The sequence below is a fragment of the Pontibacter locisalis genome, assembly GCF_042684605.1.
Classification (GTDB): Bacteria; Bacteroidota; Bacteroidia; order Cytophagales; family Hymenobacteraceae; genus Pontibacter; species Pontibacter locisalis.
In genome coordinates, this window is sequence record NZ_JBHULU010000017.1 from 73,398 (window position 1) to 94,550 (window position 21,153).

Sequence of the window (21,153 nt, forward strand, 5' to 3'; positions counted from 1 at the left end):
GGTAAACTGTGTGAGGGGTACAGAAGAGGGGGGAGTGCCAGGGCAAAGGCTAACATCTATATATGGTGGCAAAATTCATTTTCCATCTCTACTCCTGCGCTTTTAGTGTCAGCCTTGATGGCTGCCTGTGCCTGTGCAACTGACTGCACAGGCACAGGCGTGTTTACTTTGGCAGTTAAAAATCAAAGAAATCGCTCAGGAACGATTCTTTTTTCTTGTGCGGGTGCTTTTTTTGCGAGTTATGGCCATGGTCGCCATAGCGTTTTTGGTCGGCCTCGTAGCTTTCCTTTTTGGAGTAATGTTCAGCGGATCGTTCCATGATTTTTTCGAGTTCCCCGCGGTCCAGCCAGATGCCGCGGCAAGAAGGGCAGTAATCAATCTCAACTCCGTTTTTTTCGCTCATTAAAAGTGTCTCGTTGCAGTTAGGGCATTTCATGATTTGTGATTGCTTTGGTGTATGCTTCAATATAAGCAAAAGATGGCAAACTAACGAGTTGTAACATAAAGGCTAAGCTATAAGAGTCAGCACTTGGTTGTTTACCAACTTGAAAATGACGGTGGCAGCCCTGTATCCTACATGGATTTATGTAAGCGTTGAGTGTTATTTGAAAGTAGTCTTTGATTTATCAACCTGCTTTCGGTGTTATCAAATCCAAGGAATGAATTTGATAACAAGATTTTGCCAAGGGAACAGGTGAAATTTTACTAAAAAGGGCATTAGAAGTAGACGCAAGATCAAGTGCCTGTTGTCCCGCGTGTCGGAGAGTACATAAGGCGGCGTTCTATACAGCTGATTCATAAACATGGGGCATTCCCATGTAAGAAAGTCTGAGCATGGCTTTAACAGATGTGCCAGCCTATTTGCATCTGGCTAGAGGCAGGACACAGTGACTAGTAAGTATAAATCTTTAGCATATTAAGTGAAAAGACTACTACATGTGTACTGTCAAAAATGCAAGTCAGAGTGAAAAGGATAGCGCGTGAGAAAGCATGAGTAACAGCGCTAGTAATATTTTTTGTTACTTTTCTGTTACTCTGGAAAAGAAAAAGCGGCTTAAAATTCAGTTTAAGCCGCTTTTTGCTGTTTACCGTGTAGCCCGAAGGATGGAATTATCGAACCATTTCCACAGGGATTTAACTGTTTTAATTGATCATTTAGAGTAGGCGATATGAATCAAGCGAAGTGGAACTCAGAACAAAAAATAACATAGTTTTACATATGGCCAATTAAAATACTGTATGCTAATGCTTTACATAAGTTTGTGCCGAATAAGAACCTAAATCGAGTTAGATTAATAGTAGTAGCCTATTAAGATAGTCAACAGTCATTTAGCTATTCTTTTAGCCTTCTATAAACATTAGTCTTTAAAATCTTTCAACACTTTATAAAAATTATCTGCATAGGTATTACTGATAGGTATGGTTTGATCAGCTATTCTAATCCTGTTTTTTTCAATATGGTCAATTTTATCGATGGCAACCATAAAGGACTTATGCACCCGTGCAAACTTGTTGTCAGGTAGCAGTTCCTCTAACTTAGCAAAACTTAGCAAGGTCATGATCTTTTCCTTTTGGGTATGGATTCGGAGATAATCTTTCATCCCTTCAATGAATAATATTTCACGAATAGCAACCTTTTGAATACGAGTTCCTGCTTTTATAAAAACGTATTCCTGTTCGTTTTTTGGCATTAAGTTCACTTCTAATTGCTCCGTCTGGTGCTGGGGATTCAACTCCTGGTAGATTCTTAGAACTCCTTTGTAAAAGCGTTCGAAAGAAATTGGTTTTAACAGGTAATCTTTAACTTCCAGATCAAAGGCTTTAAGGGCATACTGATCGTAAGCCGTCGTAAGGATAATCATCGGCTTTGGGTTCAGCATCGGAATAAAACTGAGTCCGTCCAGGTCCGGCATATTTATATCTAAAAACAGCAGGTCGGGCTTGTCTTCGTTCATGTGTTCAACAGCCTCCAGAGGACTCTCAAAGCTGCCTTTCAATTCAAGAAAGGAAACTTTTTCTACATACTTTTCCAGTATTTTCTGAGCGAGGTGCTCATCATCAATTATATAGCAGGTGAGCTTTTTTCTCATTAGCTTGAGTCTTAAGATTCATAATTTTTAACTCCACCGTGAATACTTCATCTGTTTTGCTGATGTCCAGACTATGCTGATTCGGGTAAAGTAATTGCAGACGTTTTTGAACATTCAAAAATCCTATGCCACCTGGTTCTTCCAATAAGGAACCGCTTTTTTTCCCTATTGGATTCTCAAAAGTTGCAATAAGTAGATGTTCTTTTACTATCAATCTTACCTTTATAGAACGAGGTTTCAAACGTTGTGGGCTGTGTTTGTAGGTATTCTCCAGAAGATGGATAAATAACAGGGGTGCAACATGGCAGGTGTCTGTATTTCCATCCACCTGAAAGTCGACAATGTCTGTTGATTTGTATCGGAGCTGCTGTAGACTAATATAGTCCTGTAAATAATTGATCTCAATAGATAGAGGAACGGTTGCAGCATTGGATTCATAAATCATATAGCGCATCAACGAAGACAAACGCATCATGGCCTCAGGTGCTGTAGGATCCTGTGTGTATACTAATGTATGAATGTTGTTTAGTGTGTTAAACAGGAAATGTGGATTGATTTGTGACTTCAAATACACGAGTTCTGTATTGATAGCCTGTTTTTCCAGCTGCTCTTTTTTTACAGTATTTATGATGAGATTCTGCGTAATTCCGACCAGGGTGCTGACAAAAATAAAAATAAGAACAGTCGGAATAGAATCACCATAGTAAGCCAGAAAGCCCAACCATGTACTAAATTTTTCCTCAACAAAGAAGGCAAATAACATAAAAGCGAGGGGGCCGGTAAAAAAGATACCTAGCAGGTGCCAGAAATAGGTTTTATATGCTCTTTTATTGAGGTATTTTTTAAAAATGAATAAATGGGCAAAAAAAACATATAGCCCTATTAAATATCCTTTAGGCCTTAAAGCCTGACCCTCAACGAAGACATCCCAGGCACCAATCATCAATGCGATGATCCAGAATAGGATGGGTATAATTGTTAGTATTTTTTTAATTCTATTCACAAGGTAAAGATATTGTATCCTGTCATTCCTCTTTAGTCTAATCGACTAGCGTCCAATATAATCTACAAAATCAGTATTTGCTTCTGCAACTGCTTTGGCAGAAGCAAAAGGTCTATTCGTCGATTTTTTCTAGAAGTAGTATATCTTTTTTTACTTTCTGCATCCGTACCTGCTCTTTTGTATTAAAACAAGCAGAAAAAGTAATGAGTCTTCTCGCTACACTAACAAGTTAAATTAAAAGAAGATAAAAATGAAAAGTATTAGGAAACCAGTTTCATCCTAATTGAATCAGAATCATAAAATAGTAGCGTGCAGGTATTAAACCGCATTTCGCTGCCTATTCCGACAACCAGTAGTATTTAAAGCACTTTGTGTTATGAAAGATCAAATAGCTTTACGCATACAGAACATCTCTAAATCATATTCCAACGGAGTTAAGGCGCTCCATAATATAAGCCTTAACATCCCGGCAGGTATGTATGGTCTACTGGGACCAAATGGTGCCGGAAAATCTACACTGATGCGTACCCTGGCAACCTTACAGGAGCCGGATGAAGGAACTATTAACTTTGGGGTCATTAATGTGCTTGAACAAAAGGAAGAGGTACGACAAACGCTTGGATACCTTCCACAAGACTTTGGACTACATCCTAAAGCAAAAGCAGAAGAGCTGCTAAACTATTTTGCTGTGCTCAAAGGGATAAAGGAAAAAAAAGCGAGGAAGGAAGTGGTAGAGGCGCTACTGAGACAAACTAACCTGTGGGATGTGCGCAGGCAAAAGCTTGGAGGCTTCTCAGGAGGGATGCGACAGCGGTTTGGTGTGGCGGTAGCTATGCTGGGAAACCCCAAGTTAATCATCGTAGACGAACCGACAGCGGGACTTGACCCGGCAGAGCGAGTACGGTTTCTAAACCTGCTCAGTGAAATGGGCGAGAACAGTGTAGTCATTCTCTCTACGCATATTGTTGAGGATGTGTCGGAGCTATGCACACGCATGGCCGTGATCAACAAAGGGAAAATATTACTGGAAACAGAACCACATAAAGCTATCGAAGACTTAAAAGGGAAAGTATGGCGGCGCGTGATAGAAAAGAAAGCATTACCGCGGCTGGACCAAGAGCATGTTATCATTTCAACCAAACTGCTGGGTGGCCGGACTGTGGTACATATCTTTAGCGAAACATCTCCAGGAAGTGATTTCGAGTCCATATCTCCTGATTTGGAAGATGTCTATTTCACTGTGATCGCCCAGGACTCCGGAAAGAAAGTTGGTCATGAAGTTAAGGAGGTCGCAAAATGAAACTTTGGGAAACTTTTCGATATGAGCTTGCTTCTCAGCTGAGAAACGTCTCGACCTGGATCTTTTTCATGTTCCTATTAACCGTTACGTACCTCCTGGCCAGAGAAGTCTTTATTGACGAGCCGATTGATGGAGGCTACTCCCTATTTGCACCTTATTATATAGCAAAATTAAGTGTATTAGCATTTATAGTTGGCATTCTGATCCTGGCGCCAATTCCTGGATATGCAGCGACAAGAGACATAGAAACAAGAATGTCTTCTCTGCTTTTCACTGCACCTGTTAGCAAGCTTGTCTACCTTGGAGGCCGTTTCCTTGCCGCCTTTGCTCTTGGAGCAATACTTATGACCGCCATTCCCGCTGGCATTTTTGGGGCCTCTCTTTTTCCCGGGGAACATGTGGTTCTTACAGGACCAATTAATCCAGCTGCTTATTTAAATGCTTATTTTTTGTTCGTGTTGCCAAACACCTTTGTTGCAGTGGCACTCATGTTTGCTTTGGCTACTTTGACTCGCCGGAGCGTTGCGGGTTTTCTTATGGCCATATTCATTTTTTTCATTGCTTTCGCCAGTTGGCAGTTGATAGCTGTTAACAAGGGGAACTGGGAACTTGCAAAGCTTACAGATCCATTGGGTATCAGTTTAATTCAGGAACTTAAAACTTTATGGACCCCCTTAGAGAAAAATACCCTTATGCCGGGATCGCAAAAATGGACACTTTTAAACCGGCTAATTTGGTGCTTTATCGCTATTAGTCTCCTTGCTCTTACCTATTTCAGTTTCAGGAAAGAACCTATTGCCATAAGCAATAAAATGGGCAAGGGGAGACGTGTATCTGAATCTTCCACGACTCCGGAAGGTTTACGTATTTTAAAGGATACTCCTGTTGTTGTTCCGCAAGTGCAACAAACTTTTGGGTTTTCAACCCGGGTGCTACAGGTGATAACGGTTACCAGAGAGTCATTTAAAGTAGTCATGGGGTGGGGATGGATAGCATTTACCTGCCTCGCACTTTTTGTCTTCTTGACGAGCTCCTCCTGGTTCTCTGATTTTCACTACGCTTCTCAGTTACCTGTTACCGGTCACCTTTTAATTCTTTTGGAAAACCATACTTATAACGCCATATGGTTTATTATACCACTCCTCATCCTTTATTACGCAGGGGAGCTTGTATGGCAAGAGCGGGAAGCAAGACTTAATGAGATTATCGGAGCTGCACCCATGCCAGTATGGGTCTCTTTCACAGGTAAGTTCGCCGGACTCTTTCTTGCACTTGTTTTAATGCAGGTGTTAATGATGATTAGCGGGATGGTGGTCCAGATGCGCCAGGGGTACTATGACTTTGAATTTCCACTTTACCTAAAAATTCTTTTTGGGATACGGCTTGTTGATTATACGTTACTGGCGCTGCTCGCCTTCGTTATTCATGTAGTGGTTAACCAGAAGTATATTGGTAACCTGATCATGATACTATTTTTCGTGGTCGCCTTCTATGGTTATTTGATAGGAATAGAACCCGGACTGTTTGTATATGGGTCAGATCCCGGCTGGACCTATTCAGAAATTCGAGGTCTGGAGCCATACATGTATCCGTGGCTCGTATTTAAGCTTTACTGGGCAGCATGGGCACTACTGCTGGCTGTAGTAGCAAATCTGCTTTGGCCTCGAGGAACAGAGACAAATTTAAACCAAAGGATTCAGGAAGGAAGCCGACGTCTTACACGCCAAACGAAAGCTGTTGCCGCGTTTGCTGGTTTGCTCATTATGATCTTAGGAGGGTTTGTTTTTTATAACACCAGCATTTTGCACCCTCTTACTGCAGCCCCCGAAGGAGAGGAGTGGAAAGCCGATTATGAGAAGCTGTATCGGAAATATGCAAATAGCCCACAGCCCTGGTTAACAGCTGTAAATCTTCACGTAGAGATCTTTCCTGAAATGCGGACAGTTGATATACGGGGAAGCCAGTCTTACGTGAACAGGACCGGTTCGAGGATTGATTCTATACATTTAGCGACTGCCCTGGGAGTTGAAAATCATTTGATACGCTTCAACCGCAGTGCGACACCCAAGCTAATCAATGAAAAACTTGGTCATCATATTTATGTTTTGGATAAACCTCTTCTTCCCGGTGATTCGCTACGCCTTGATTTCCATGTTAGCTTTAGCCCTCAGGGCTTCCCGAATTATGGAATTGATGCTTCCCTGGTTAGGAATGGTTCATCCTTTGAAGATGCATGGTTGCCTAAAATGGGCTACCAAAAAAGTAGAGAAATTGAGGATCCAAAAGAACGAAGTGAGCAGGGCCTCAACCCAAACCGACGGTTCTTGCCCTCCCTTGATGTTGCACGAATGGGAATTCCGGGACAGGAACGAATTGATTTTGAAGCAGTAGTGGGCACCGATAAAGGACAAATTGCAATAGCACCCGGAAAACTGCAGAGGAGTTGGTCGGAAAATGGGCGTAGGTATTTTCATTATTCCACAGAAGCCCCGATCATCAATGATATTGCTTTTTTTTCCGCCGATTATGATGTCCGTGAATCTCAGTGGAGATTTAAAGAAACGGGTCAGCTCGTTGATATTGAAATTCTCTATCATCCCAGGCACACCCTGAATCTTGAGCGGATGGTTAATGGTATACATGCATCCTTAAATTATCTTACCAAACAACTTGGTCCTTATCCGCACAGCGAGATCCGGTTTCTGGAGAACACCGGCTATAATAAAGGGATGCAGGCTAATCCAACCAACGTTTGGTATAGGACAGGGTACGCTCTTCTCAATCAAGCTTCGGACTCAGAGCGCGTTGATGTTACATTCGCAACGGTGGCACATGAAGTGGCTCACCAGTGGTGGGGAAACCAACTCTCTCCCGCCGTGATGGAAGGGAATATATTGCTTGTCGAAAGCCTGGCCTGGTATTCTGCTTTTGAGATCATAGAGGAAGCCCATGGAAAGGAAAAGTTGCTCGATCTAATCCACCAATTCCGGCAAGAATACTTTAGTCCTCAAGCCAGGTCTGTGCAGCCCTTGCTGAAAGCCAACGATCACACCCTGATCTACCGCAAGGGACCTCTTGCCTTATATTCATTACGCGAATACATAGGCAAGGAGCAGGTGAGAATGGCGCTGCAAAATTTGTTTAAGAAAAACGCATTCGGGTCTCCGCCACTGCCTACCCCCCAAGACCTATATAGCGAACTACAAAGGGTTACACCGGATTCAATGCAGTACCTGTTACACGATTTGTTCGCCACGAATACTTATTGGGATCTGAAAACAGAACAGTCTTCAGCCAGAGAGACCAAAGGAGGTAACTGGGAGGTGAGCCTGGATGTGCAGGCAAGAAAATATACCGTTGACACATTGGGTGTCGAAACAGATGTTCCAATGAATGAATGGATTCAACTAGAAATATATGAACCAGTGGAAGGGCAGGAGGGTGAACGAGAAACGCTTTATTTACAAAAGCACCGCATCCACTCTGGAAAACAGACTATCGTGGTTAAAGTACCACGCAAGCCAGCTTATGCCGGTATAGATCCGAATTATCTGTTAATGGACCTGAAAAGAAAAGATAATACGAGTGAGGTGAGGCTTGTGCAGCATGAATGATAACAAGTAGGATAGAATGTGTTTATGCAACTTTTAGTAACGGTTGCTATATGAGCCTAGAAATGTTTAAACTATGAAATACATAAATCTTGTAGCGGTTTTCTCACTGCTAACCGTTTTTGCCTGTACTTCTTCTCCTGATGTCAATCATGAGGCTGGAGATACCGCAGGCGAATCTGGACAGGCGCAGCATGTTAAAGTTGTTAAGTTCGATAAGCTGCAGAAACTGCGTAATTCCAATACGGACACGCTTTATGTCGTCAATTTCTGGGCCACCTGGTGCGGACCCTGCATAAAAGAGCTGCCTTACTTTGAGGCTATTAACAAGCAGTACAAGGACCAGCCGGTGCGCGTAGTGCTGGTTAGCATGGATGCTGTGGAGGATCTGAGAAAGGTGAAGGCGTTCATGCAAAAGCGTAAACTGGCCTCTGATGTATGGTTGCTGAACGAAACAGACGCCAACACCTGGATAGATAAGCTGGAGCCGAAATGGAGCGGTGCCATACCGGCCACTATGCTCTTCAACAACAAGCGCAGGCAATACCACTTTGTTGAGAAAGAGCTGAAGGAGAACGAACTTCAGGCCCTGATAAAGCGATTCAAACCATAAACCATACTTCTATGAGAAAGATAAATTTACTAGTGCTGTACACATGCTGCCTGTTGCTGCTTGGCTGCGATCAGGGGGCTGCAACAACTGCTGAAGCTGTTACAGACACCGGCTACCAGGTGGGTGACACCGCCACTGACTTTAGACTAAAGAACGTGGATGGCAAGATGGTGTCCATGGCCGACTACAAAGACGCCAAAGGCTTTATCGTAACCTTTACCTGCAACACCTGCCCTTACTCTGTAGCCTACGAAGACCGCATTATTGCGCTGCACAACAAGTATGCCCCCAAAGGCTACCCGGTTATCGCCATCAACCCGAACGATGTAGAGGAATCGCGGAAAGATTCGTACGCGCACATGCGGCAGCGTGCCAAAGAAAAGAACTTCCCGTTCCCTTACCTGCACGACGAGACGCAGGAGACAGCAAAAGCCTACGGTGCTACCCGCACACCGCACCTGTACATTGTGCAGAAGCAGCAGGACGGCGAGTTCAAAGTAGCCTACATCGGCACGATAGACGATAACTACAGAGCACCGGAGAAAGTGCAGAAAAGATATGCCGAAACCGCCTTGGGGGAACTGGTAGCCAACAAAACGGTGAGCCAGGCTAACACCAAAGCCATTGGGTGCACGATAAAATGGCGTGAATCATAGTCCAGAATTATAGCCTTGTGTACAAAGCACCTGTTGATTTTTAACAGGTGCTTTTTGTTTGCTGCCGTTGCAAAACTGATACGCGCTAACACAACCAGCTGGGGAATGTGTAAAGAAGCCTTGAGTGACCGAAGGGGATGAATTATCGAACCAAAAAAAAGGTACTGTGTTAAAAGTCAAGTAACTTAAGAGATTTTTTTCGTATATTTTATTGACGAAGGAGGGCTTCACTCGAGAGATCGGACGGAAGTTCATCCCGTGTAGGCAGGCCTGCTGGTCTGCCTACTTTGTTTTCAAAGACTTCGTCTTTGTGACGAAGGAGAGACTTTCTCTCCTGATCTCCGGAAGCCAAGGACCTGTCCTGAAACACCGTTCCGCTTTTCCACATGGAGTAGATGAGCAGCAGCAGTTTGCGCTGCAGACTCACCACGCCCACCATCTTACTTGCCTTGCCGGTGTTGACGCGCTGGTAAACAGTCCGCAGGGCTGCGTTGTGCCGGCTGGCCGCCAGGGCCGGGAAGTAAAGCGCTGCCCGGATCCTGCCGTTGCCTTTCCTGGAGATCCTGGTTTTGCCCCTAACACTGGAGCCGGACTCTCTTTCCACCACATCGAAGCCGGCATAGCTGGTGAGCTGTTTAGCGTTGCTTATCAAGGCAAAGCCCTGGGTCTCGGCCAGTACAATGACCAGGCTCATAAGCCCTACTCCTTTGATGGTGAGCAGCTTGTTCACTCTCTCCTGCAGCCATCCCTCCTCCTGGAGCACCGCCTTTACCCGGGCCTCGCACTTGGCTATCTCAGTGTCAAACTTTCTGATCATCTCCCTGTGGGATTTGAGGACGAAGGCTTGGGGCTCATGGGCCGAGAGCAGGGCACTGAGCCTGTTGAGGAGCACGGTGCGCTCTTGCTTGAGGTCCGTGCGGTGGCGGGTGAGTTCCCGCAACGCCTTGAAAATCGGGGCCGGCGGTTGCCAGGCAGGCAGGTGGCGCTCCGCCCCCAGTTGGGCGAAGACCCTGGCGTCAACACGGTCTGTTTTGCTTTTGACGTTGAGGCTCTTGCCGAAGTGCTTGACTTTGTTGGGCAGTAGAACAGAGACCGTCTGGCGGAGCTTGTGGAGGTGATAAGCCAGGGGCTCATAATACACGCCGGTGGCCTCCATCACAAACGTTATCGGTGGGCTGTCGCCGGTTTGCTTGCGTGCCCATTTAAGCAGCTGGTTGAAACCCCTGGTGCTGTTGTCAAAGGTTGCCACCTTGGAGAAGCACAGGCCGGATTGGGGGGAGAGTCTGCAAACGCAGGCGGTGAAGTCCTTTTTGGCGATGTCGATGCCCACGCACTGTCTTGTAGCTTGTTCCATAGCATGAGTGGTTATAGTTAGCGACCCTTCTTTCTCCTTCGTCTTGCCTTTTGTCTTACACTTGCTTATCCACGTTGATAGCCTTAAGTACTGTCCAGACTCTTAGAGAAAAGGTAGGGGGAATGGAGCTTCCTTTTTTACGGTATAGTACTGCTGACTTACCTGCCGCTCCATCTCTCATTCCCCCTGGTCAATGCACCTAGTCTAACTACGGTGAAAGGACCATTGTAAAACTTTGTATAAAGGTAAAAGCCGCTCCATTTGACGTGGAGTGGCTTTTTTTGCTGTAGTGAACAGAAGGATGGAATTGCCTAACCTTTTCCACAGGGATTTAGATGCCTTAGCCCGTGTTCTGAAGGCAGGGGACCAGTAGGTATTAACAATCCTAGTTTTTCATAAGATATGTTATCGGCCTTTCACGAGTAAGTTGTATTTCCCCTGTTTCACTGGCGATAGCCGTTGCAGCTTTTCCAAAGACAACGCTCATTGCCTTGGCACCGGTTAAAGGGCTCCTGACCGCACTACCTGTTCTGGCGTTGATTTCACAGGCATTACTTCTTATACGTGCAAGGTTAGAAGAAAAGGAGAGTGCCATATTCTCTATACCTTAACTAGATTATTTACTTTGCCTATTTTTAAAATAGCTTGTTTTAGACTTAGTAATGCTGCCCACTTCGTAGATCTTAACAGATAAATCGTTAAGTTTTGAAAGCAAGGGGTTAATTGGTTGACAAAATGCTTCTGACTTACCTCCAAGAATTAAGAGCAGTGATCATGAACCTGGAAAGGCCACCACTGATTACTGGTATGTGCATTTTGGGTGTGATTGGGTTTGTGACTACTCTTCCTGCTGTACTTGGATTCCGGGAACTTGATGTGGGAATAAGCAGACCTTATCTTGCCTTTTCTGCTGTCATGGGTTTAGCAAGCCTCATCGGTTTCTGGTACATGAATAGATGGGGGCTGTACCTATATTTTGGAATGTTACTGCTTAACCAGGCAATGATGATTTTCGTGTTCAGATCCTGGAACGAAGCTTCGTTGCTTGTTCCTTCCGTAGCCGTATTTACTGGTATTTGGTACTATGATAGAATGACTTAGAGGATCTGCTCTTTTTCCTGGCTTAGATGCTTCTGGCTGCCTGTTTTCTTGATTTTCCTATAATCTAATTCCTTTCTCCCGTAAAAGGTAGAGTATATGAAATTTCTCCCTACACAGCTCATCCTCTTTCTTCGGAACGAACCCGACCGCCGTAACCTTAGGCTTTTGTTTAAGTTTTTGGTAGTGCTGTTGGTGCTGGTACTGGTCTTTACGGTTATATTTCACCTGCTCATGCTGCGGGAAGGGCAGCAGCATACCTGGATCACCGGTTTTTACTGGACGCTGACGGTGATGTCTACTTTAGGCTTCGGAGATATTACCTTTCACACAGACACCGGTCGTTTTTTTTCCATTGTGGTGCTCTTGTCAGGAATGGTCTTCCTGTTGATTCTGTTCCCTTTCACCTTCATCAACTTCTTTTATTCGCCCTGGATGAAGGCGCAGGAGCAGTCACAGGTGCCGCGTGAGCTGCCTATTGAAACAAAGGGACATGTGGTACTGACACGGTATGGGCCTGTCACGGCGAGTCTGATCAAAAAACTGAAGCGGTACCGGTACCCATATGTGGTACTGGTACCGGATCTGGCAGAGGGGCTGCGCCTGCATGGATTGGGAGTCAGCGTCATGCTGGGGGATTTGGATGACCCTAACACCTATAGTAGAGTGCAGGTAGAAAAGGCTGCCCTGGTTGCTGTTACCTCCACTGACCCCATTAACACCAACGTGGCTTTCACAGTGCGGGGGCTAAGCAGTGAGGTGCCTATTATCTCTACCTGTAGTTCCGGGGCATCGGTGGATATTTTAAAACTGGCAGGCAGCAACCATGTTTTGAGGCTTGGCGAGATTATGGGCGAGTTCCTGGCCCGCAGAGCGAGCGGGGGAGATGCCTGCGCTCAGATAATCGGTAGGTTTGGAGAACTGCAGATTGCGGAGGCCTCTGTGGCAAACTCTCCCTTGGTAGGACTTACACTTAGAGAGACAAAGCTTCGGGAGCAGATAGGTGTGAGCGTAGTGGGGGTGTGGGAACGGGGTAAATTTCGGGCTGCCCAGCCTGATACGTACATCAACCAAACAACTGTCCTGGTTCTGGCAGGTTCTGAGGAACAGATCAGCAACTACAACGCTTCTTTCCAGGTTAACAGGCATATGAATGCTGCTGTGGTTATCATAGGCGGAGGCCGGGTCGGCAGGGCCACAGGCAGGGCACTGCAAGCGCGCAATCTTGATTACCGTATTGTGGAGAAACTTCCGGAACGGGTAAAGGACGATGAAAGGTATATTCTGGGAGATGCGGCTGAACTGGAAGTGCTGAAGCAGGCTGGCATTGATGAGGCTCCATGTGTTATCATCACCACGCACGATGACGACGTAAACGTGTACCTGACCATTTATTGTCGCCGACTTCGGCCGGATATTCAGATCATCACCCGCTCCACCATGGACCGTAACTTATCCACTTTGCATCGGGCCGGGGCTGACTTTGTGATGTCCTACGCTTCTATGGGGGCCAACACCATTTTTAACCTGCTAAAGCACAGCGATGTGCTGATGGTGGCCGAGGGGCTGAATCTAATCAAGGTAAAGGTGCCCGGGGGGCTTGCCTGGCGCACAATTGCACAGTCTTCTGTAAGGCAGGAAACAGGTTGTACAATTATTGCCATCAGAAGTGAAGGTGCTTTAAGTATTAACCCTGAACCAACAACAGTCCTGGATGCTGAATCGGAAATCATTCTGATCGGAACAGTTGATGCCGAGGACCAGTTCTTCCGCAAGTATGGGGGCAAGTGAAAAAGGTTTTTGCAACCAATGGTTAGGTAACTTCCTGTTTTGCCAACTCTAATCCTCTGATACGCCAGGGGCTACCCACAATCCAGACGATGTCTCCCTCTTCAAACATTAAGCTGGAGTCTGGGTTAAGAATCCTTTCACCCTTTTTCTCTATACCTACAATCAGCCCCTTCGTTCTCTCGCGAACGCCAGAATCCCGGATCGTCCTGTGCAGCAGTACAGAGTTGGGCGTTACCAAAAGCTTCTGAAGTCTGATATCCTCTTTTTCTGCCTCGCCGTCTGTTACAGGAGAAAGCTTAGTCTGAATAAACTCCCTGAATGCCTGAACCTGCTCCTCTGATCCAAACACATGTAGCTTATCACCGGGGAAAATTCTCTCACTGCTAGCCGGAGGCATAATAGTACGCTCTCCCCGGTCTATCACGGCCACATTCACCCCAAACTTTTCCCTGATCTGTAACTCCATCAAGCTTTTTCCGGCAACCGCGGCATCAGGCGAAACATCGAGGTTTGTCAGGTGAGCATCCCAAGGGGTGAGGGTGTGGTGCATCCTGGCCGCTTCCATTATTTCGCGATCATTCAGGTTACTCATAAAGCGATTCTCAATCCTGATATAGAATTCTTGAACTCTTCTGGAGAAGACAAACAGTAGTACAACAATTGCCAGACCAACCAAAGCTGCTACCTGCACAGTGAAGAACTGGTTAAGAAGAATCCCTATGAAAAGAATAGCAACACCTATTCGCGCAAATTTCATTACAATAATCAGACTTCGGTAATTTTTGTTAGCCCAGATTCGCCCCTCTGCCTCCTGCTTTGGAAGACGTACAGCCAATGCCCAAAGGAAGGGTGACATAAAGATAAGGGTAATAGCAGTAGTGATGATGTCCCCCATATTCCCTTTGAACAAGCTCTCCTTTATGAAAGGGTTGAGGTACTGGGCAGCCAGGATAACAATAGCAATTATGATAGTAGAATAGACGGCCAGGCTGATTAGATAGGATTGTAAAACCAGGCGCCAGTCGCTGGTGGTACTGACGGTTTGCGTGCCGGAGCTATACTCATTTAATGCGATCTTCCACCTTTGCGGAAGCACAGTGTCTGCCCATCTATACAATGGTTCGGAAAGCCGGATCATATAGGGGGTGGTAAAAGTAGTGATCGCAGAAACTGCTACTGCCACAGGGTACAGGAATTCGCTGGTCACGTTTAGGGTAAGCCCCAAAGTGGCAATGATAAAGGAGAACTCCCCGATCTGGGACATACTCATGCCTGACTGTATGGAAGTCTTCAAACCCTGTCCTGAGATCAAACCACCCCCAGGAACACTCACAAACTTACCGATGATAGTCATAACTGTTATCAGTGCGATTGGTCCTGCATAGGTAAGAATCATAGCCGGGTTTATGAGCATACCAACTGAGACAAAGAAGATGGCGCCAAACAGATCCTTCACAGAGGAGATCAAGTGCTCTATCTTCTCGGCCTTAGTGGTCTCAGCAAGAATAGAGCCCATGATAAAAGCCCCCAACGCGGGAGAAAAACCAACTTGCGCCGCCAAAATCACCATGAGCAGGCAAAGCGCCAGGGACACGATCAGCAGGATTTCGTCATTCATGAGCTTGCTGGCCCTTCTTAAGAAAGTAGGAATGAGGAAGATACCAGCCAGAAACCAAACCACAAGGAAAAATCCAAGCCTTAGGACTGCCATCAGCATTTCTGACCCTGCAAACTGCTGACTAACAGCCAGCGTTGACAAGAGCACGAGCAGCAGGATTGCCACAAGGTCCTCGACAATCAATATCCCAAACACCAGGCCTGCAAAGCGCTGTGACTTTACGCCCAGCTCATCGAAGGCCCTGATAATAATCGTGGTGGAAGAGATAGATAGTATGCCGCCCAGAAAAACGCTATCCATCGTGGACCAACCGAGTGTTTTGCCTGTGAGGTAACCCAGTAACAGCATCACGATCACCTCAATTATAGCCATGACAGAGGAAGGGCCGCCCACCTTCACCAACTTTTTAAAGCTGAACTCCAGCCCAAGGCTGAAGAGCAGGAAGATCACACCTATTTCTGCCCAGATTTTGATGCTCTCCTCTTCAATAACTGTTGGAATTAAGGAGATGTGTGGCCCTACCAGTAGGCCGGCAATAATGTAGCCTAAGACCAAAGGTTGTCTGAGCCACTTGAAGATCAGTGTGGTAATGCCGGCTGCTCCGAGAATCAGCCCTAAGTCTGTTACTAAGTGCGGTATATGTGCCATCTTAATTTGTGATAGGCCTTGAATATGTAAGAATAACTTATGGGTGAAGATGCTTTTACTTTACGTTTTAGTGACTATGTAAGTCAACTATCATCATTTGGTAACCAAAGACAACAGATAAGTGAAAAAGTAAGAAGCTGAGGCTATTTAGATTTTAAAAGCTGGTCCGCTTGCCTTTAAGCCAGCAAAGGCCTTTCTCTAATCTCACCCAATGCGGTAACGTTAACTAAATTATAAAAGTGGTGTGACTAAAAATTGTTATTTTCTTTCTAGATGCAAAGCATAAGACTCAGTAAAAAGTAACAACATCGAAATCACTATTTGTTACTTTTCTGTTACTCTGGAAACAAAAACCCGCTTATTTGATGAAGTAAGCGGGTTTTGATGAGTTGTCGTGTAGATCAAAGGGTGAGAAATTATCTTACATTTCCCACTGGGATTTGAATGCCTTAGAAGAATATTTACAGCTAAAGATTAAATCAACTAATTGGCAGATCTTAATTTCTGCTTTACCAGTTATTCGGAACTAGCTGCTTAATTGCCAGTGCAGAGTTAGTGAAGAAATAGTTATGGGATCTAAGAATTAAAACCCACAACAAGATCTATAAGTTAGCTTCACCGCCTTATAGCAGAGCCGATAGACAATATAAATTTAGCTTAGGTGTCCGAATAGTGTCCGAAGTGAAATAAAAAAGGCCTTCAGCGTTAACTGAAGGCCTTCCGTGTAGGCCAAAGGATTGAATTATCGAACCATTTCCACAAAGACTTGAATTCCTTAGGCAACTTTCTGCAGGTAGGAGAGAAGTAGTTCATCTATGAAGGATTGCCCGTAAAAAATGGCTGTGTTTTCCTTTTCGAGCAGTAGGAAATGTCACGCATTAATCGGTGAGTATAATGTGATACACAAAATAACTTACTGGCTCGTTCTCCTTTATTTTGGGAAAAGTTGAATGGACAGTTAGGCGCTTAAATTCAAAAGCCTGCAAATGAATGTTTGCAGGCTTTTGAATAAACTTAGTTAGACAAGACATCTTCTAAGAATTTCTTAAAGATTTAAAAGCTTTAGCACAATGTAAAGAAACTAATTAAATAACTTACGTATAAATTATGTTATTATTTCAATAATTTATTGGTTATAGACTATCATAATTCTAGCTTTTTAATGATAATCAGATGATCTCACAACCATCCACCATCACCAGACGAGATGCGGGCATTCATGTCCGCCCACTTCAAGAAAGCGAACTGCCTGCTGCAGATCATATTATGCGTCTGGCATTCGGCACCTTCCTAGGGTTACCAGAACCCACTGCTTTTATGGGGGATGCAGATTTTGTATATACCCGCTGGAAGGCCAATCCTGATTCAGCTTTTGCCGCAGAAGCTAATGGTGAATTGGTAGGATCCAACTTTGCCAGCAACTGGGGCAGCGTTGGTTTTTTTGGCCCTCTTACTGTTCATCCCGAACGCTGGGATCATGGTATCGCCAAGTCCCTCATGGAGCCTGTTATAGAATGCTTTGCAAAATGGGGTACGAAGCATGCTGGTCTTTTCACTTTTGCGCAAAGTGCAAAGCATGTAGGTCTTTATCAGAAATACGGCTTCTGGCCACGGTTCCTTACAGCCATTATGTCCAAACCGGTTGAACAGGTAAATGATGAACTGCAATGGTCAAGGTTTTCAGAAGTTCCGGAAGGCGAAAAGGAATCTACGCTTTTGGTTTGCAGGCAACTGACGGATGCAGTATATGAGGGACTAGACGTAACCCGGGAAATTCAATCTGTGGCTTCACAAGGGCTTGGGGATACTGTACTTCTGTGGGAGAATGGAAAGTTATTGGGACTGGCGGTGTGCCATTGCGGACCTGGAACAGAAGCGGGAAGTAATACCTGTTACGTCAAGTTTGGAGTGGTGCATTCAGGAGCAAACGCCGATAGAGACTTTAAAAGCTTATTGAATGCTTGTGAAAAGATGGCTGCTGAAAAGGGACTGCAAAAAATGGTTGCAGGTGTTAATACCAGCAGATATGAAGCGTACCGGCATATGCTTAATAGCGGCTTTCGTACAGAACTACAGGGAGTCGCCATGGAGCGGCCTAATGAACCGGGATATAACAGAGGTGGCATCTATTTGGTGGATGATTGGCGGTAACCATTGTTCATCAAGTGAGAACTGAACAAAGTTCCCGCTTGGCCAGTTCTCCTCATTAATCCATCAATGGGGCGTCAAGAAGTGTAAAAGAAATCCCCAGGAGATAAAAAGAATATATCGTGGTGTCCGAATAGTGACCAAGGTGAAATAAAAAAGGCCTTCAGTGTTAACTGAAGGCCTTTCGTGTAGACCGAAGGATGGAATTATCGAACTTTTTCCTCAGTGAAATGGCGGTTGTGAGGGAATATTTGCAGTAACAGGAGGAGGGGCAGACTTTCAAGTAAATGGTTTAACGCCATCTTTAAGATTGTAAATGCTTCCCTTAAATTGGGTATTTGCCAAAAGCGTAGCAGCATACTGACTTCTTTTCCCTGACAGGCAGCAAAAAACGATGTTTTTAATTTCTTTTAAAGTATGCAACCTCTCTGGTAAAGAACTTAGAGGAATATTTACTCCCCCTAAGTTAAACATTTCATACTCGTGCTGTTCCCGCACGTCTACCAGATACACACTTTCAGCAGTAGCTAACCACTGCTTTAGCTCATTGTAAGAAATATCCCGAACCGGTGTTGATGAAGCGCATGCAATTGCAGGAGCAGTATCACATTCTGTATCCGGTACAGCAGCTGTGCGTTCAAATGAAAAGATGCTGGTAGTGTTCTCCAGCGAGTTCAGCACCAGTAGCTTACCCGATAGCACGCTTCCAATCTGGCAAATGACTTTAATGGCTTCGTTAGCCATATACGAACCGATCAAACCAGGCAGCACACCCAGTACGCCTATCTCGGAGCAGTTAGGCATTTCCTTCGGTGCTGTCGACGTAGGGTAGATGCAGCGGTAGGTGGGGCCGCCCTGGTAGTTGAACACCGATACCTGGCCTTCAAACTTAAAGATGGAGCCGAATACCAGCGGCTTATTCAGCGCCAGACATACATCGTTAACCAGGTAACGGGTAGGGAAGTTATCAGAGCCATCTATGATCAGATCATAGTCAGCAAATAATTTGTCAGCATTTGCAGCAGCAAGTCGCTCCGTGTACGTATGAAATTTAACGAACGGATTCTGCTTTGCCAGTTTTTCGGCTGCTACTGTGGCTTTTTTACGGCCTATGTCCTCCACCCAGTACAGTATCTGTCGCTGCAGGTTACTCTCGTCCACCACATCATCATCAACTATACCAATGGTGCCAACACCAGCAGCCGTCAGGTACTGTAATACAGGGCAACCCAGGCCACCAGCACCGACCATTAAAACCTTAGCTTGCTTTAGCTTAGCCTGGCCTTCATGGCCAATCTCTGGCAGAATAAGATGCCGGCTGTAACGCTTTATTTCTTCTGGCTGTAGCATATGTTTTAAAAAGCCCTGTCCCAATCTTTCCATACCGCTTTATATCCTTGCGATTTCAGCATAGCGGCAATTTGTTCCGGGCTGCGTTCATCAGATATCTCAAACTGCTCCAGCGATTCCGGCTCCACGGCATAGCCACCCGGGTTGGTTTTGGATCCGGCACTCATGGATGTCACGCCAAGTTTGGTCACGTTATTCCGGAACTTTTCAGATTCGCGGGTAGAAAGGGATAGCTCTACTTCTTCGTTGCAGATGCGGTAAGCGCAGATCAGCTGTACCAGCTCCCGGTCTGTCATCTCTACTTTTGGGGCAAGGCCACCGCAGAACGGACGCAGCCTCGGGAACGAGATGCTATACTTCGTTTGCCAGTAGGTTTTCTCTAGGTAGTTCAGGTGCAGTGCCGTGAAGAAGGAATCAGTGCGCCAGTCTTCCAGTCCAATCAGCACGCCCAGTCCCATTTTATGTATACCTGCTTTGCCCAATCTGTCAGGGGTTTCCAGGCGGTAGTAGAAATTCGACTTCTTACCTTTTGTGTGATGCTTTTTGTAGTCGTCTTTATGGTAGGTTTCCTGGTACACCAGCACCGTGTTCACACCATAAGGTATTAGCGCTTCATACTCGTTCTGGTCCAGGGGCTGTACTTCCATAGAGATGTGCGAGAAGTGGGGGCGGATGAGCTGCAGTGCGTTCTTAAAGTACTCTACATGTACGGTATTATTCGCTTCGCCGGTAACAAGCAACACATGGTCGTAGCCAAGCTTTTTTATGGCCTCTACTTCCTGCAGAATCTCTTCATCTGTCAGCGTTTTGCGGCGCATTTTATTATCGTAGCTGAAGCCGCAGTAGGTACAGATGTTCTGGCACTCGTTGGACAGGTATAGCGGCACGTACATCTGCATGGTGTGACCAAAACGCTTGCGGGTAATCTGCTGGCTCAACTGCGCCATCTGCTCCAGGTAAGGAACAGCAGCCGGCGAGATAAGCGCCTTAAAATCTTCAAGCGTTTTCTTCCGGCTACCCAGGGCACGCTCCACATCGGCAGCGGTTTTGGCGTAGATACTTTCCTTTACCTGCTCCCAGTTATGGCTGTCAAAAATCTCTCTGAAATTACTCATCTAAAAAGGAAGTTAAAGGGCTGCTTGCTGCCGCATGTTGCACCGGTTTGGCCAGTTTTGCTTCGAAGGCCATCCGTCCGGCTTCTACTGCCATTTTAAAAGCTATTGCCATCTGCACCGGGTTTTCTGATACGGCGATAGCCGTGTTTACCAGTACCGCATCGGCACCCAACTCCATTGCCTTCGCTGCATCAGACGGACTGCCGATCCCGGCATCCACCACCACCGGCACCCTGCTCTGCTCGATAATGATCTCCAGGAAATCAATTGTTTTCAGACCTTTGTTGCTGCCGATGGGAGAGCCCAGGGGCATAACGGCTGCGGTTCCCGCTTCTTCCAGGCGCTTGCATAGCACAGGGTCTGCATGGATATAAGGTAGCACCACGAAGCCCAGCTTCGCCAGTTCTTCGGTTGCTTTCAGTGTTTCGATGGGGTCTGGTAACAGGTATTTCGGGTCCGGGTGGATTTCCAGTTTTACCCAGTTTGTTTCCAGTGCTTCCCGGGCCAACTGGGCGGCAAACACAGCTTCTTTTGCATTGCGTACACCGGATGTATTTGGCAGCAGGTTAATGTGCGGGTGCTTCAGGTGAAATAGGATGTCATCTTCTTCGGCATGTATGTCTACACGCTTTAAAGCAACCGTTACCAATTCGGAGCCCGATGCCAGCAAGGCTTCTTCCATTAAACCGGATGAGCTGAATTTACCTGTGCCGGTAAACAGGCGTGACTGAAATGTTTTATCTGCTATCTGTAACATA

16 protein-coding genes are annotated in these 21,153 nt (G+C 45.6%); 7 read left to right on the plus strand and 9 right to left on the minus strand.

From position 1 onward, the window contains the following. Positions 1 to 175: 175 nt before the first annotated feature. The 3 genes from ACFSRY_RS13075 to ACFSRY_RS13085 form a co-directional block, all read right to left on the minus strand. Positions 176 to 436 (minus strand): TFIIB-type zinc ribbon-containing protein, encoded by a 261-nt coding sequence (locus ACFSRY_RS13075; protein ID WP_377508186.1) that lies wholly within the window; start codon positions 434 to 436, stop codon positions 176 to 178. A gap of 922 nt (positions 437 to 1,358) precedes the next feature. Beyond that, the gene (locus tag ACFSRY_RS13080) at positions 1,359 to 2,090 is read right to left on the minus strand and encodes a LytR/AlgR family response regulator transcription factor (protein WP_377508189.1); all 732 of its coding nucleotides are present in this window, start codon (positions 2,088 to 2,090) and stop codon (positions 1,359 to 1,361) included. Further along, positions 2,059 to 3,093, minus strand: a complete 1,035-nt coding sequence (locus ACFSRY_RS13085; RefSeq protein ID WP_377508193.1) for a sensor histidine kinase — start codon at positions 3,091 to 3,093, stop codon at positions 2,059 to 2,061. The genes ACFSRY_RS13080 and ACFSRY_RS13085 overlap by 32 nt, the downstream gene beginning before the upstream one ends. 388 nt (positions 3,094 to 3,481) lie before the next feature. Between ACFSRY_RS13085 and ACFSRY_RS13090 the strand changes: the two genes are divergently transcribed. From ACFSRY_RS13090 to ACFSRY_RS13105, 4 genes are all read left to right on the plus strand, one after another. After that, positions 3,482 to 4,393 (plus strand): ABC transporter ATP-binding protein, encoded by a 912-nt coding sequence (locus ACFSRY_RS13090; protein WP_377508328.1) that lies wholly within the window; start codon positions 3,482 to 3,484, stop codon positions 4,391 to 4,393. Next, positions 4,390 to 8,007 (plus strand): ABC transporter permease/M1 family aminopeptidase, encoded by a 3,618-nt coding sequence (locus tag ACFSRY_RS13095; RefSeq protein WP_377508196.1) that lies wholly within the window; start codon positions 4,390 to 4,392, stop codon positions 8,005 to 8,007. The genes ACFSRY_RS13090 and ACFSRY_RS13095 overlap by 4 nt, the downstream gene beginning before the upstream one ends. Positions 8,008 to 8,080: 73 nt before the next feature. Continuing rightward, a complete protein-coding gene (locus ACFSRY_RS13100; protein ID WP_377508199.1) occupies positions 8,081 to 8,617 on the plus strand; it encodes a TlpA family protein disulfide reductase in 537 nt (178 codons plus the stop codon). 11 nt (positions 8,618 to 8,628) lie between these two features. Then, entirely contained in the window at positions 8,629 to 9,273 is a 645-nt protein-coding gene (locus ACFSRY_RS13105) for a thioredoxin family protein (RefSeq protein WP_377508203.1), read from the plus strand. 208 nt (positions 9,274 to 9,481) lie between these two features. Here ACFSRY_RS13105 and ACFSRY_RS13110 read toward each other — a convergent pair whose 3' ends face one another. Then, positions 9,482 to 10,627 carry an IS110 family transposase gene (locus tag ACFSRY_RS13110; RefSeq protein ID WP_377508206.1) on the minus strand — a complete coding sequence of 382 codons (1,146 nt, stop codon included), beginning with the start codon at positions 10,625 to 10,627 and terminating at the stop codon, positions 9,482 to 9,484. Between the two features lie 385 nt (positions 10,628 to 11,012). After that, entirely contained in the window at positions 11,013 to 11,222 is a 210-nt protein-coding gene (locus ACFSRY_RS13115; RefSeq protein WP_377508209.1) for a hypothetical protein, read from the minus strand. Positions 11,223 to 11,362: 140 nt separating this feature from the next. On the opposite strand from ACFSRY_RS13115, the gene ACFSRY_RS13120 reads away from it, so the two are divergent. Both ACFSRY_RS13120 and ACFSRY_RS13125 read left to right on the plus strand, forming a co-directional pair. Beyond that, a complete protein-coding gene (locus ACFSRY_RS13120) occupies positions 11,363 to 11,728 on the plus strand; it encodes a hypothetical protein (RefSeq protein ID WP_377508212.1) in 366 nt (121 codons plus the stop codon). Between the two features lie 96 nt (positions 11,729 to 11,824). Further along, the gene (locus ACFSRY_RS13125; protein WP_377508215.1) at positions 11,825 to 13,516 is read left to right on the plus strand and encodes a potassium channel family protein; all 1,692 of its coding nucleotides are present in this window, start codon (positions 11,825 to 11,827) and stop codon (positions 13,514 to 13,516) included. Positions 13,517 to 13,538: 22 nt separating this feature from the next. Here the strand turns inward: ACFSRY_RS13125 and ACFSRY_RS13130 are convergent, their stop codons facing one another. Beyond that, positions 13,539 to 15,782 carry a cation:proton antiporter domain-containing protein gene (locus ACFSRY_RS13130; protein WP_377508219.1) on the minus strand — a complete coding sequence of 748 codons (2,244 nt, stop codon included), beginning with the start codon at positions 15,780 to 15,782 and terminating at the stop codon, positions 13,539 to 13,541. A 1,173-nt stretch (positions 15,783 to 16,955) separates the two neighbouring features. On the opposite strand from ACFSRY_RS13130, the gene ACFSRY_RS13135 reads away from it, so the two are divergent. Further along, the gene (locus tag ACFSRY_RS13135; RefSeq protein WP_377508223.1) at positions 16,956 to 17,933 is read left to right on the plus strand and encodes a GNAT family N-acetyltransferase; all 978 of its coding nucleotides are present in this window, start codon (positions 16,956 to 16,958) and stop codon (positions 17,931 to 17,933) included. 276 nt (positions 17,934 to 18,209) lie between these two features. On the opposite strand, the gene moeB is transcribed toward ACFSRY_RS13135, so the two are convergent. From moeB to ACFSRY_RS13150, 3 genes are read right to left on the minus strand one after another with little or no spacing between them, the layout of a single operon-like run. After that, the gene (gene moeB, locus ACFSRY_RS13140) at positions 18,210 to 19,313 is read right to left on the minus strand and encodes a molybdopterin-synthase adenylyltransferase MoeB (protein WP_377508227.1); all 1,104 of its coding nucleotides are present in this window, start codon (positions 19,311 to 19,313) and stop codon (positions 18,210 to 18,212) included. After that, a complete protein-coding gene (thiH, locus tag ACFSRY_RS13145; RefSeq protein WP_377508230.1) occupies positions 19,286 to 20,395 on the minus strand; it encodes a 2-iminoacetate synthase ThiH in 1,110 nt (369 codons plus the stop codon). Before thiH ends, moeB begins: the two co-directional genes overlap by 28 nt. Then, the gene (locus tag ACFSRY_RS13150; RefSeq protein ID WP_377508233.1) at positions 20,388 to 21,152 is read right to left on the minus strand and encodes a thiazole synthase; all 765 of its coding nucleotides are present in this window, start codon (positions 21,150 to 21,152) and stop codon (positions 20,388 to 20,390) included. The genes thiH and ACFSRY_RS13150 overlap by 8 nt, the downstream gene beginning before the upstream one ends. Position 21,153: the final 1 nt, after the last annotated feature.